This window comes from Frankia sp. KB5, from assembly GCF_002099325.1.
Taxonomy (GTDB): domain Bacteria; phylum Actinomycetota; class Actinomycetes; order Frankiales; family Frankiaceae; genus Frankia; species Frankia casuarinae.
This window is the reverse complement of record NZ_MRUJ01000022.1, coordinates 42,770-55,639: the sequence shown is the minus strand read 5'-3', so window position 1 is coordinate 55,639 and position 12,870 is coordinate 42,770. Positions and strand designations below refer to the sequence as shown.

At 68.6% G+C, this 12,870-nt stretch carries 12 protein-coding genes and 2 tRNA genes; 10 read left to right on the top strand and 4 right to left on the bottom strand.

Annotated elements, in window-relative coordinates; genetic code table 11:
• Nucleotides 1-207 precede the first annotated feature (207 nt).
• Together KBI5_RS02690 and leuA are read left to right on the top strand one after the other, a co-directional pair.
• Nucleotides 208-825, top strand: a complete 618-nt coding sequence (locus KBI5_RS02690) for a septum formation family protein (protein WP_232235001.1) — start codon at nt 208-210, stop codon at nt 823-825.
• 249 nt (nt 826-1,074) lie between these two features.
• The gene (leuA, locus tag KBI5_RS02685; RefSeq protein WP_011438011.1) at nt 1,075-2,808 is read left to right on the top strand and encodes a 2-isopropylmalate synthase; all 1,734 of its coding nucleotides are present in this window, start codon (nt 1,075-1,077) and stop codon (nt 2,806-2,808) included.
• Here leuA and KBI5_RS02680 read toward each other — a convergent pair.
• Both KBI5_RS02680 and KBI5_RS02675 read right to left on the bottom strand, forming a co-directional pair.
• Nucleotides 2,805-2,999 carry a DUF1059 domain-containing protein gene (locus KBI5_RS02680; RefSeq protein ID WP_035731278.1) on the bottom strand — a complete coding sequence of 65 codons (195 nt, stop codon included), beginning with the start codon at nt 2,997-2,999 and terminating at the stop codon, nt 2,805-2,807. The two genes, leuA and KBI5_RS02680, sit on opposite strands and share 4 nt — an antisense overlap.
• Nucleotides 3,000-3,097: 98 nt before the next feature.
• The gene (locus KBI5_RS02675) at nt 3,098-4,459 is read right to left on the bottom strand and encodes an EAL domain-containing protein (protein ID WP_085014217.1); all 1,362 of its coding nucleotides are present in this window, start codon (nt 4,457-4,459) and stop codon (nt 3,098-3,100) included.
• A 621-nt stretch (nt 4,460-5,080) separates the two neighbouring features.
• Between KBI5_RS02675 and KBI5_RS02670 the strand changes: the two genes are divergently transcribed.
• The 5 genes from KBI5_RS02670 to cimA all read left to right on the top strand — a co-directional run bounded on the left by KBI5_RS02670 (nt 5,081) and on the right by cimA (nt 10,484).
• Complete coding sequence (locus tag KBI5_RS02670) at nt 5,081-6,109, top strand: 3-isopropylmalate dehydrogenase (protein ID WP_085014227.1); 1,029 nt, start codon at nt 5,081-5,083, stop codon at nt 6,107-6,109.
• A gap of 242 nt (nt 6,110-6,351) precedes the next feature.
• Nucleotides 6,352-7,278, top strand: coding sequence for a branched-chain-amino-acid transaminase (gene ilvE, locus KBI5_RS02665; protein ID WP_011438007.1), 927 nt, complete (start codon nt 6,352-6,354; stop codon nt 7,276-7,278).
• A gap of 191 nt (nt 7,279-7,469) precedes the next feature.
• Nucleotides 7,470-7,856 carry a CBS domain-containing protein gene (locus KBI5_RS02660; RefSeq protein ID WP_023840243.1) on the top strand — a complete coding sequence of 129 codons (387 nt, stop codon included), beginning with the start codon at nt 7,470-7,472 and terminating at the stop codon, nt 7,854-7,856.
• Between the two features lie 110 nt (nt 7,857-7,966).
• Complete coding sequence (locus tag KBI5_RS02655; protein ID WP_085014216.1) at nt 7,967-8,644, top strand: Crp/Fnr family transcriptional regulator; 678 nt, start codon at nt 7,967-7,969, stop codon at nt 8,642-8,644.
• A gap of 235 nt (nt 8,645-8,879) precedes the next feature.
• A complete protein-coding gene (gene cimA / locus KBI5_RS02650) occupies nt 8,880-10,484 on the top strand; it encodes a citramalate synthase (RefSeq protein WP_023840242.1) in 1,605 nt (534 codons plus the stop codon).
• A 102-nt stretch (nt 10,485-10,586) separates the two neighbouring features.
• On the opposite strand, the gene KBI5_RS02645 is transcribed toward cimA, so the two are convergent.
• Complete coding sequence (locus KBI5_RS02645) at nt 10,587-10,850, bottom strand: hypothetical protein (RefSeq protein WP_011438003.1); 264 nt, start codon at nt 10,848-10,850, stop codon at nt 10,587-10,589.
• Between the two features lie 326 nt (nt 10,851-11,176).
• Between KBI5_RS02645 and KBI5_RS02640 the strand changes: the two genes are divergently transcribed.
• The 3 genes from KBI5_RS02640 (at nt 11,177) to KBI5_RS02630 (ending at nt 12,376) form a co-directional block, all read left to right on the top strand.
• The gene (locus tag KBI5_RS02640) at nt 11,177-11,956 is read left to right on the top strand and encodes a fumarylacetoacetate hydrolase family protein (RefSeq protein WP_035941105.1); all 780 of its coding nucleotides are present in this window, start codon (nt 11,177-11,179) and stop codon (nt 11,954-11,956) included.
• Nucleotides 11,957-12,124: 168 nt separating this feature from the next.
• A tRNA-Gln gene (locus KBI5_RS02635) sits at nt 12,125-12,196 on the top strand.
• A gap of 107 nt (nt 12,197-12,303) precedes the next feature.
• Nucleotides 12,304-12,376, top strand: a tRNA-Glu gene (locus KBI5_RS02630).
• Between the two features lie 119 nt (nt 12,377-12,495).
• On the opposite strand, the gene KBI5_RS02625 is transcribed toward KBI5_RS02630, so the two are convergent.
• Complete coding sequence (locus tag KBI5_RS02625) at nt 12,496-12,771, bottom strand: hypothetical protein (RefSeq protein WP_198537462.1); 276 nt, start codon at nt 12,769-12,771, stop codon at nt 12,496-12,498.
• Nucleotides 12,772-12,870: the final 99 nt, after the last annotated feature.

The following is a 12,870-nucleotide window of genomic DNA, read 5'->3' as shown; positions in this document are numbered from 1 at the left end:
GGGCTTCGCCTGGATGAGCGATTCGTCCGCGGAGCCCGGTTTCTCGAACCGTCCGCGGCCGAGCGCAGCCGGCAGCACGGCCGGCCGGCTTCCAGTCGCTGTCAGGTCGTCCCAGCTTCCCGGGGTCTGCCCGGCTTTTTCCATCGGCTGGTGGCGCCGCCCAGACCACCGGGCCGCCCCCGCCAGATCGCGCGAATGGTCACGTTCATGGCCATCATCGTCGGGATGATCACCATCACCGTCGTCGCCCTGCGGCAGACGGCGAACCGGACCAGCCCGACCGCCGCACGGCTGGTGCCGACCACGTCGTCGGGGTCCTCCGCGGCCACCAAGCAGACCGCCGTACCGGCTGCCACCGGCACGCTGACCGGTCCCCCCGCCGGCTTTGGGATCAGGCCGGACCTGCTCGCGGCCCTGCGGCCGGGTGACTGCCTGAACTGGACCCCGTATCCGGCGGGCTCGCCCGCCTCGGTCGATCCGGTGGTGCCCGTCCGGGTGAGCTGCCGGGAGCCCCATATCGACGAGGTCACCCGGATGGTCGACCTGGCGGTGCTCTTCCATCGCTGGCCTGGCGCGTCGGTGGTCGCCGAGGTGACGGACGAGCGCTGTGCCGGAGCACTGCGCGAGTTCCCCGGAACCGTCGACAGCACTCCGCACCGCACCGTTGGCACGATCTACCCGTCCGAACCCAGCTGGCAGCTCGGTGCGCACGCGGCCGTGTGCACCGTGCGCACCGACGACCTGCGGCCCCGCAGCGGTCAGTTCCGTGTCCCCGGCGCCGTCGCGGCACCGGAGTTTCCTCGCGGTCGGCCGAACATCCGGTAATGTTGGTGCGCGATGCGTGCGCTGCTTCTCCTTAGCCGCCGCGGCGGGGCCTGATACCTGAGCTGGCTTCCCCGTCGCGGTGTTTTCGTGTGTCAGCGTCGGGATCCTCGCCATCCGGCGGTCCAGCGTCCAGGTGCGACCTGACGCTCCTCTGCTGATTCTCCGCGGATCCTCCGGCATCCAGTCACCCACGTCGCGAACCGTGTGATCACGGTCGCGGGGGACTCCTTCGAGGAAGCAGGAGCAGGAATGACCACGCAGCAGCCGTCCGGCATGCCGGTCGAGAAGTACCGTCCGTTCGTCCCCGTCTCACTTCCCGACCGGGCCTGGCCCGAGCGGACGATCACTCGCGCCCCGCAATGGTGCAGTGTCGATCTGCGCGACGGTAACCAGGCACTGATCGACCCGATGACCCCCGCCCGCAAGATGCAGATGTTCGAGCTGCTGGTGGCGATGGGGTACAAGGAGATCGAGGTCGGGTTCCCGGCGGCCAGCCAGACCGACTTCGACTTCATCCGGCAGCTGATCGAATCAGATCGCATCCCGGACGACGTCGTCATCCAGGTCCTGACGCAGGCGCGGGAGGACCTGATCGAGCGCACGGCCGCGTCGCTGGTCGGCGCGGACCGGGCGCTGATCCACCTGTACAACTCGACATCCACGTTGCAGCGGCGGGTGGTGTTCGGTCTTGATCGGGCGGGGGTGACCGAGATCGCGGTGCAGGGCGCTCGGTGGTGTGCCCAGTACGCCGAGAAACTACTGGACGGCACCGATGTGCGCTGGCAGTACAGCCCGGAGTCGTTCACCGGCACCGAACTCGACTACGCGGTGGAGGTGTGCGAGGCAGTCATGGACGTGTGGGCGCCGACCCCGCAGCGTCCGGTCGTGCTGAACCTGCCGGCGACGGTCGAGATGTCGACCCCGAACGTCTACGCCGACCAGATCGAATGGGTCGGGCGGAACCTGACCCGCCGGGATGCCGTCGTGCTGTCCCTGCACCCGCACAACGACCGGGGCTGCGCGGTCGCCGCGGCGGAACTGGGTGTGCTGGCCGGCGCCGACCGGGTCGAGGGCTGCCTGTTCGGCAATGGGGAACGGACCGGAAACGTCTGCCTGGTCACGCTGGGGATGAACCTGTTCTCGCAGGGGATCGACCCGATGATCGATTTCTCGGACATCGACGGGATCCGACGCGCGGTGGAGTACTGCAACCAACTGCCCGTCCATCCCCGTCATCCCTACGGYGGCGACCTCGTCTACACCGCCTTCTCCGGCTCCCATCAGGACGCCATCAAGAAGGGTTTCGAGGCCATGGAGCGCACCGGCCAGACCCGCTGGGAGGTGCCCTACCTGCCGATCGACCCGAAGGACGTCGGCCGCTCCTACGAGGCGGTGATCCGGGTGAACAGTCAGTCCGGCAAGGGAGGGGTGGCATACCTGCTGAAGTCCGAGCACTCCCTGGACCTGCCGCGCCGGCTGCAGATCGAGTTCTCCGGTGTCGTACAGCGCCACACCGACTCCGCGGGCGGCGAGGTGACGGCCGAGGAACTCTGGACGATTTTCCGCAGCGAGTACTTCCTGGACGGCGCGGAGGGGTCCGGCCCGCTCGAACTGCTGGGCTCCCGGACGACGGCGGCGTCGGGCGATCGGGACGAGGTCTCCGTCTCGGTCCGTTTCCAGGGGGCCGACACGGTGATCACGGGAACCGGCAACGGCCCCATTGACGCATTCGTCACGGCRCTCGCCAGCCGCGATCTGACCGTGCGGATTCTGGACTACAACGAGCACGCCCTGGGCTCGGGAGCGGATGCGCGAGCGGCCGCGTACCTCGAGGTGGCCGTCGACGACCGGATCTTCTGGGGAGTCGGGATCGACGCCAACATCGTGACGGCGTCCCTGCGGGCCGTGGTGAGTGCCGTGAACCGGGCTGCCCGGGACCGTTCGGTGCCCGCGCGGGCTGGTCGTGGTGGTGGCGCTGGTTAGTCGTGGTGGTCCGCCGGTTCCACGTCGTGGATATTCTGGCGGACCTCGTCCAGCATCGACTCCGGGATATCCGTCATACCATGATCAACTCTCGCGTGGGTGTCGACGGAACGGAGAAGATCGTCTTCGGTGGGGGCGATCATGCGCGTCTCGCAGTCGTGCATGATCGCACCACAGTAGAATTGCTTCATGCTCGGGTGCCGGACGATGATCTCTGCCGACGCGGAATGGCTCCTGGCCGCTGGGCTCGGCGACATGAGCGCCTGCGCGGTCCAATAGCGGTTTCGCCTCATGTGGACATTTCCGCGAGCCGTAGCATCAGACGCTCCATCCGTACCAGGCCGAGTGGGCGCCCCATCTCGGTCACGATTATCACGGGATCGAATCGGCTGGCCCGGGCCCGCGTCATGGCGCGACGCGCGACCTCGGTCACCGGCTCCTCGGGCCGCGCGAAGAGCGTCGTGGGAACACGGCGCGGTTCCGTGCCGCCGCCCGGGCCGCCGGACAGATGCAGGGYGACCGGTCGGCATCGGTTGGAGACGATGACGGTCGCTCGAGGCGTCCGGTCACCGTCCGGTCCGGCCGGATCATCGCCGGCCGCGAGACCGTCCCGGTTCCGGGCGGCGCTCATGGGACAGGACGGACAGTCCGCGGACATGGCGCACCGACCGGAGTCACCTATGCTGATCGTGACCTGTTCCATCAGGCTCTCGATGCTCGCGGCGTGGTTGCTGCGTTCCGAGAACTGGCGGATACGCCTAGCCACGGTTGGGTCGAGCTGCTGCCAGGCCCGGGAGGGACGCCCGAGCAGGAATCCCTGGCCGAGCGGAACCCCCAGCGCGACCAGCATTCCGAGCTCGTCGAACCGCTCGACCCCCTCCGCGATGACCCAGGCGTTGAGCCGGCTGGCGAAGGTGCCGACCAGCTCGGTGAGGGCGATCTTGACCTGGTCGTCGTCCACGTTGACTACGAGCGAGCGGTCCAGCTTGACGAAGTCGGGGYGGATCCGCGCCAGCTGCCGCAACCCGGCATAGCCCGAGCCGACGTCGTCCATCGCCACGAACGCACCGAGGTTGCGCAGTGCGCCCGCGGTGGTCGTCAGGCCGGTGGTGGCGTCGAGGTCGACTGCCTCGTTGAGTTCTAGGACCAGGCGCCGCAGGTCCGCGCGCTGCCAGATTGCCGTGACTTCTGGTGCGGTGAGCAGATGGGGCAGGACGTTGACCGCGAGGAAGCAGCGGTCGGGAAGCCGGTCACGCGCCTCCAGCGCGGCGGCGAGGACACGGGCCTCCAACTGGGCCGCGAGCCCGAGCCGGTCCGCCTCGGCGAAGACGAGGTCGGGCGGGTGGGCCGGGTGGCTGTGGAAGCGGGCGAGCGCCTCATACCCCGCGATGACCCCCCGTTGCAGATCCACGATCGGCTGGAAGAACAGCATGGGTTCGTCGGGGTCGGCGAGAATTCGGCGCAGGTCGGGCCGGTCGTCGCCACGCGTCCCACCGCCGTCGCCGTTCTTCAACCGGCCGAGGGGACCCGCCCCATCGGCCGCGGGCAGCGTCCTGCCCTCGGCCACGCCACCGGACGAAACAGCCGCGTCGCCGACATCGGGGCGGTCGCTGGACGGAGGTCCCGCGGGAGTCCGCTGCCGAGTAATCATGCGCCGTGCACCCCCTCGCATCGAAGCACGTCGCACCTGTCCTGTAAGTGAGTTTCTTACCATCCGGCCGCGATGCCGGGTGCGAGTACCGTCCGGAGTTGTGAATTCTGCGCTCTTTTGTGTGACCGGCGGGTAGCGGTCAGATTGCCGTTCATCGTCCTTCCCGTGTCCCCGACGCAAGATCGGCGATTTCTGGGCGCCGGAGGCGTCGTTCWTCGTTGATCCGTTGCCAAAACGGTCATTGCTCGCCAGGATTTTCGGGTGCCGACGCGAGGCGTGCGAGTAGTCCGAGTCGGCCGATGGAAATCAATCCAGCGACAACGAGGGTGAACTTTATTTGGCGAGGTGGTGCACTACGATTACTCAAGGTGATCGAATGCGGAGGTGTGAGGCGCCGTTCCGGCGCTGAGGTTGGACTGAGGTAATGGAATGGCTACTGTTAGCAGCCATTCGGGGGTGGTTCGCGGCCGTTCGGGAGCACGATGACGGCCGTCGGGGCGGCGGCCCGTCGTGAGCRGCCCCGTGCGGCCCCGACCGGCCCCGTGCCGGATCGGCGCCGGTCGGGTGGGCCAGGCCGGGTGGGACCGCTGCGGGGCCGCGGTCGGCCGCTACAGTCGGCCTATGAGGCTTGCGGTGATTGGCGGTGACGGGATCGGCCCCGAGGTGGTGGCGGAGGGGTTGCGGGTGCTGCGCGCGGTACATCCCAAGGTCGACACGACCGAATACGACCTGGGTGCCCGGCGCTGGCACGAGACCGGGGAGACGCTGCCCGACTCGGTGCTGGAGGAACTGCGCGGTCACGACGCGATCCTGCTCGGGGCGGTCGGTGATCCCGGCGTGCCCAGCGGTGTCCTCGAGCGTGGCCTGCTGCTGCGGCTGCGGTTCGAGTTCGACCATCACGTCAATCTCCGGCCGGTGCGGCTCTATCCGGGAGTCCGCTCGCCGCTGGCCGGAGATCCGGCCATCGACATGATCGTGGTGCGGGAGGGCACGGAGGGGCCGTACGCGGGCGCGGGGGGTGTGCTCCGGAAGGGGACGCCCCATGAGGTGGCGACCGAGGAGAGCCTCAACACCCGGTACGGCGTCGAGCGCGTCGTGCGCGACGCGTTCCGGCGGGCCGATCGACGCGAGCGTCGCCACCTGACTCTCGTGCACAAGAACAACGTGCTGACCAAGGCCGGCGACCTGTGGTCGCGCACCGTGGCCGAGGTGGCGCCCGAGTTCCCCGACGTGCGCGTCGACTACCAGCACGTGGACGCGGCCTCGATGTTCTTCGTGACCGATCCGGGTCGGTTCGACGTCGTCGTGACGGACAACATGTTCGGTGACATCCTCACCGACATCGGCGCGGCCATCACCGGCGGGATCGGCCTGGCCGCCAGTGGCAACCTCGATCCCTCCGGTGTCCACCCGAGCATGTTCGAGCCCGTGCACGGCAGCGCCCCGGATATCGCCGGCAGGCAACTCGCCGACCCGACGGCCACCGTCGCCTCGGTGGCGATGCTACTCGATCATCTCGGCCACGCCGAGGAGGCGGCGAAGGTCGAGGCCGCCGTCGCCTCCTCCCTGGCGGATCGTGCCGCCGCGGGAGCGGCCCAGCCGTCGACCCGGGAACGTGGCGAGGACCTTGCCGCGCGGGCTGCGGRCTGAGTTCTCGTCACGCCGGTCTTCTCGTCACCCCGCCACGCCGGTCTTCTCGTCACCCCGCCACGCCGCCGGTGGAGGCCGGATGGTTGATCGCCGCGGGGCCCTTCCGGTCCAGGTGCGTCGTGGTTATTCTCTACGGGAGCCGTAGATCCGGTAAGACGGCAGCCGACAGGGCCCCACCACGGCGAAGATCGGCGGATTCGTCATCTCCTGTTCGCTTCGTCGCACTTTGGCCTGGAGTCGCCGTGCCTATCACCCCAACCTCGAAGATCTGGATGAGTGGAGAGTTCGTCGACTGGGACGACGCCCGCATCCACGTGCTCAACCCGACCCTGCACTACGGGTGGGGTGTGTTCGAAGGCATCCGCTGCTACGAGACGGCCCAGGGGCCCGCCGTGTTCCGGCTGACGGACCACATCGCCCGTCTCTACCGCAGTGCCAAGATTTATGTGATGGAGCCGTCCTTCACGCCGGAGCAGGTCGTCGCGGCGACGAAGGAGACCATCGCGGTGAACGACATCGCCTCCTGCTACATCCGGCCGCTGATCCACCTCGGTTACGGTGAGATGGGGCTCAATCCGTTGCCCTCTCCTGTCGAGGTCATGATCGCGGTGTGGCCGTGGGGTGCCTACCTTGGCGAGGAGGCGGAGGAGAACGGCGTCCGCGCGATGATCTCCTCCTGGAAGCGGAACGACCCGAACATCACGCCGCCGGCGGCCAAGGCGTCCGGGCAGTACCTCAACTCGTCCCTGGCGAAGGTCGCGGCGGTCAAGGCCGGTTACGACGAGGCAATTCTGACCAGCCCCAACGGCCACATCGCCGACGGCACCGGGGAAAACGTCTTCATCGTCTCCGGACGCAAGGTCATCACTCCGCTCCTCACGGACGGTCCGCTCGGTGGCATCACCCGCGCCTCGATCATGAGGATCGCCGCCGACCAGGGGTACGAGGTGATCGAGCAGCACATCGTGCGCACCGACCTCTATCTGGCTGACGAGGCGTTCTTCACCGGCACGGCGGCCGAGATCGTGCCGATCGTCGAGGTGGACGACCGGCAGGTCGGGAGCGGGAAGCCGGGCCCCGTCACCCGGGAGCTGCTGGAGATCTTCCACCGCGCGACCCGAGGGGAACTGGACCGATACCAGGAGTGGAACGAGTTCGTCCAGCAATAACGCCGTGGCCGGCGTCGTCGCGGGCGTTCCACGTTGCCCCGCGTCCCGGCCAGGGCCGTGAGCCCGGCCCCGCGTGGCCGGGCTCACATAATGCCCATGCCGAAGCATCGTGTGCTCTGGTCAACACGGCAGGCAGGGCCTACCGTCGCGAGTAGCAGTTTTCACGAATGCACAAGCGTCGGGAGGGCGTCGTGCGGGTTTCGGAGGGTATGAGTTCCCTTGTTCTCATGATCGGCCCGGGGCACACGCTTCGCCAGGCGGCGAGGCTGATGGCGGCGCGCAAGGTCGGTGCCGCGGTCGTCCACGATGCGGACAGCGAGGGCTACGGGATCCTGACCGAACGGGACGTTCTGCGGTCGATCGCCGCGGCTCAGGATCCGGATGTCGAGATCGCGGGTGACCATCTCACCCGCGATGTCGTCTTCGCGGATCCGGAGTGGTCCTTGGACGAGGCGGCTGCCGCGATGCTGCGAGGTGGTTTTCGGCACCTTATCGTTACCTCGGGTGGTGGCGTAGCCGGAATCCTCTCCATGCGCGACGTGGTACGTTGCTGGAGTAGTCATCATGTTACGGTATGATGTCGACTGTGTCGTACGCCGGGAATGCTTGCGGTCTGCCGCCGCATCCGATCCCGTCGTCCGGGGTAGTTGGGGAACATGAGGCAGGCGGACGGCGCTACGGTCACCGCATGCACGACAACGAGGCGGTCGCCCTGCTCCGAGCGACCACGCTGCTGAAGGAACTGCAGGAGGAGGACCTGTTGCGGCTCGCCACACGAGCCGTCACGCGACGTTTCCGGCGTGGACAGGTTGTCTTCACGGAAGGCGAACCCGCTGACACCCTTCTGGTGGTCGCCTCCGGACGGTTGAAGGTGCTCACGAAGGCCGATGACGGCCGTGATCACGTTTTGAACATTGTCGGGCCACGGGAAACCCTGGGAGAACTCAACATCGTCGAAGGGGGGACCCGGTCCGCCGGCGTCGAGGCGCTCGAACCGAGTACCGCGCTGGTTCTCGACCGCACCGCGGTGTGGGAACTCGTGCGGGAACGACCGRCCGTCGCCGAGCAGCTCATCCGAGCACTGGTGGCGCACGTGCGACGCCTCACCGGAGCGAATGCCGACCTCGTCTTCCTCGATCTGCCGCGACGYGTGGCCAAGTTGCTCCTGCTGYGGATGCGGGAGGCAGGGCGTCCAGTGATCGAACTCGGCCTCACACAGACCGAGATCGCCTCGCTGCTCGGCGGTTCCCGCCAGTCGGTGAACCAGGCGTTGCGCGAGTTCGAGCGGAGGACCTGGATCCTCTCGGAAGGTCAGACCATCACGATCCTGCAGGTCGACCGGCTACGTCGGTTCGCGGGGGACTGAGATCCTCCGCTATGGCGCACGCCACACCCGTCACATGTCGGGCCTGTTACATCGTAGGCTTGTCACCCGGCGGCGAACCCGTCTCCGTCGCGCGCTTCGGTCGCTGACCCCTGGGACCGGGCGCGTGGCGGCCCCAGGTTCCCGAACTCTGCTCGGTTCGGCGTGCCGGAGGTTGTCCGGACCGCTCGGCTTGGCCGGGGCGGAACGACCCAAGATCCTTGCGGAGGGGCGCCCCGTGCGGCCATACGATCCCGATTCCCTGCACGTCTATGACACGACATTGCGGGACGGTACCCAGCAGGAGGGGCTGTCGCTCTCGGTCGGCGACAAACTCGCGGTGGCCCGTCACCTGGACGATCTCGGCGTCGGTTTCATCGAGGGCGGCTGGCCGGGATCGAACCCGAAGGACGCGGAGTTCTTCACCCGGGCGCGCGGCGAACTGAACCTGACGACCGCCGTGCTGACCGCCTTCGGGGCCACCCGGCGGGCGGGCCGCGCCGCCGCGGACGACCCCCAGGTGGCGGCGCTTCGGGACGCGGGGACCTCGGTGGTCTGCCTGGTCGCCAAGTCGGATCTGCGCCATGTCGAACGTGCCCTGCGCACCACCCCGGCCGAGAACCTCGCGATGATCCGGGACACCGTCGCGCATCTGCGCGCGGAGGGAAAGCGGGTGTTCGTTGACGCCGAGCACTTCTTCGACGGCCATCGGGTGTATCCCGACTACGCTCTTGAGGTCGTCTCCGTTGCGGCCGAGGCCGGTGCCGAGGTCGTCGTGCTGTGCGACACGAACGGCGGCATGCTCCCGACGCGGATCGGCGCGGTCGTCGCCGATGTCCTCGCCGCAACCGGCGCCCGGCTCGGTATCCACTGCCACGACGACGCCGACTGCGCGGTCGCGAACACCCTGGTGGCGGTGGAGGCCGGCGTCACCCACGTGCAGGGCACCGCAAACGGCTACGGCGAGCGGTGCGGGAACGCCAACCTGCTGAGCGTCATCGCGGGCCTGGAGACCAAGTTGGACCGGGCCGTGCTGCCGCCCGGGCGGCTGCGTGAGCTCGTCCGGGTCTCTCACGCGATCGACGAGGTCACCAACTCCGTGCCCGACCCGCACCGGCCGTACGTCGGGGCCAGCGCCTTCGCGCACAAGGCCGGCCTGCACGCCAGTGCCGTCAAGGTCGATCCGGACCTGTACCAGCACATCGACCCGGCGGTCGTGGGCAGTGACATGAGGATGCTGGTCTCGGAACTCGCCGGTCGGGCGACCATCGAACTGAAGGGCCGTGAGCTCGGCCTCGACCTGTCGAACCAGCGTGAGGCGCTCGGACGGGTGGTGGACCTGGTCAAGGAGCGGGAGGCAGCCGGATACGTCTACGAGGCCGCGGAGGCCTCCTTCGAACTCCTGCTGCGCGACGAGGTGACCGGCCGGCAGCGGTTCTACACCCTCGAATCCTGGCGCGTCATCGTCGAGCAGCGTCCGGGCGGCGAGGTGGCCAGCGAGGCGACGGTGAAGCTCACCTCGCACGGCGAACGCCACGTCGCGACGGCGGAGGGGAACGGACCGGTCAACGCTCTCGACACGGCACTGCGCAACGCGCTGGAGAAGGCGTATCCGGGGTTGGCCGATCTGGACCTGGTGGACTACAAGGTTCGGATCCTCGACGGCAAGCAGGGGACCGGCGCGGTGACCCGGGTCCTGCTGGGAACCAGCGACGGCCGCGAGCGCTGGGACACGATCGGCGTGGACGAGAACATCATCGCAGCCTCCTGGGCGGCCCTGGAGGACGCTGTCGACTACGGACTGCGGCGGCAGGGGGAGAGCCCGGACCCGGTCGCGCCCTGACGCCGGGCCCCACCCCCGGGCGGGCCGCGCCCGGGGGTGGGGCCCGGCGTATCGCCCGCGGAGCAGCCCGCCGCCGCGGGCCGGTCCGCCGGCTACGTGCGGTCAGTCCTGCGGGATCTCCTCCCACCACTGGCACCACCAGTCGCCGCCGACCAGAACGCGCAGCTTCGGGTGCCAGCAGTAGGCGATGTCCTTGTCGGTGTCCAGGTAGTACAGGCAGTTGTCGCACCGCTCGTCGCCGTTGGGTTTACCCCGCAGGATCGCGTCTTCGGCCAGGTGGCCCAGTTTGACGCTCAGCTCCTCGTCGATCGGCTTCGGCTCGGGTGCGCCGACGTCGTAGACGGGGGTGGTGTCGGTCTCGCTCACCGTCTTCCTTTCCTTTCYTCTGCCGGTCCTCTGCCGGGTAGCTTGCCGGGTAGCTCCGCGGTGATGTCGGCCGTCCGCGTCGGCTCTGGTCAGTACAGGACAGCGGGACCGGGTGGCCGCCATCCGCTGGTGGACCAGGCGGTGGACCAGGCGGTGGACCAGGCGCGGATTCTGGCCTGATTCTCGGTCACTCGTCACCGTTCTGGCGAACCTGATCAGGCCCCGGCCGTGGTCATGTCGGTCATACAAGTCATACCCGCGGCGTGGCGGGGCCGCCCACCGGCCGGTCGTGTCAGCGCCTTCCGCGGGCTCGGTACGGTTTGGGGGTGCGTATCGCGAGGTTTACCGATGGTTCGGAGCCTGGGTTCGGGGTCGTGGAGGGGTCGATCGAGGCGGGTACGGCCGTGATCCGCGGCATCACCCCGCATCCGTTCGGTCCGTTCTCCTTCACCGGCGTCCGCCGGGGGCTCGGCGACGTGCGGCTGCTCGCTCCCGTGCTGCCGAGCAAGGTGCTCTGCGTGGGCAAGAACTATGCCGACCATGTCCAGGAGATGGGCGGTGACACCCCGCCGCAGCGTCCGATCCTCTTCCTCAAGCCCTCCACCAGTGTCGCCGGCCCGGGCGATCCGATCATCCTTCCGTCGGACAGCGAGCGGGTCGACTTCGAGGGCGAGCTGGCGATCGTCATCGGCCGGCTGTGCCGTGACGTCCCGGTGGAACGGGCCTTCGAGGTGGTGCTCGGCTACACCTGCGCCAATGACGTGACCGCTCGCGATCAGCAGAAGGCRGACGGCCAGTGGACCCGGGCCAAGGGCCATGACGCCTTCTGCCCCCTCGGTCCCTGGATCGAGACGGATCTCGACCCGGCGGATCTGCCCATCCGCACCACCCTGGACGGCGAACTGCGCCAGAGCTCCCGAACCGGCCTGCTGCTGCGCGACGTCCCCTCGTTGATCGCCTACCTGTCGTCGGCCATGACGCTGCTACCCGGCGACGTGCTGCTGACCGGAACGCCCGCGGGCGTGGGGCCGATGTCACCGGGGCAGACGGTGGCGGTGACAGTCGAGGGCATCGGGACGCTCACTAACCCGGTGACGGCTCGCTAGCGCCCGCGGTGCGATCCTCCGCCGGGTGGCCGTGGATCGGGTGGCTGYCGGTCGTTCCCGATGCCCCAGCCACGGGACGTGACGGGGATGACCGGCGTACATCGGCACCCCGGCGCGCTGATGTGCCCTCTGCATGAGGTACAGTAGGCAGCGCCCGGACAGGGCCCATGGGGTATGGGGTAATTGGCAGCCCAACGGATTCTGGCTCCGTTAGTCTAGGTTCGAGTCCTGGTACCCCAGCTGCACCAGATCTACCGCTCGGTTGAAACTGGCCGCTATGCTGTATAGTGTGACACGGCTGTATGGTGTGATACGCGCGTAAGCGCGTAAGTAAGAACCAGAGTCTTGGCCCCGTCGTCTAGCGGCCCAGGACGCCGCCCTCTCAAGGCGGTAGCGCCGGTTCGAATCCGGTCGGGGCTACACAGTGATTTTATCTTTGATTCTTCGCAGAGGGTGAGAGATGCGCCCTCGCACCAAGACCATCGATGGCCCCCGGATTCCTCTCCGGGGGCCATCGTCATGTCGGGCGCGATCCGGGCCTACCGCACAACCTCGAACCGCAGCATGGCCGCGGGGTGGCGGGCCATCGTGCACGCGCGGCAGCCGCAGGACGCCGGGCCTCCGCGGCCGTGGACCACTTCGATCTCGGTGTCCGGGGTCGAGGCCACCAGGCGCAGCTGGGGGCGCGCGRCTCGGGCCATGACGGCGGTCAGCGCGGGATCGTCGGTGGCACCCGGCTGCGGCGGGCCGATCCGACCCGCGGTCGACGGGGCGATCGCGGAAGCGGTCGAGGCTGTCAGGGCCACTGAGGGCACGGTGTCCTCCTCCATGGGGGGCCGTCTCGGGGCCACCCCGCGGACCACAGCCTGGCGGGGAGAGCGAGGTCCGCGCCATGCTCCGTTGAGCCCGGTACC

Excerpts from the sequence above, each read along its gene's own strand:
- KBI5_RS02690 (WP_232235001.1), top strand. The coding sequence starts at position 208 with ATGGCCATCATCGTCGGGATGATCACCATCACCGTCGTCGCCCTGCGG.
- KBI5_RS02680 (WP_035731278.1), bottom strand. The coding sequence starts at position 2,999 with ATGAAGCAATTCTACTGTGGTGCGATCATGCACGACTGCGAGACGCGC.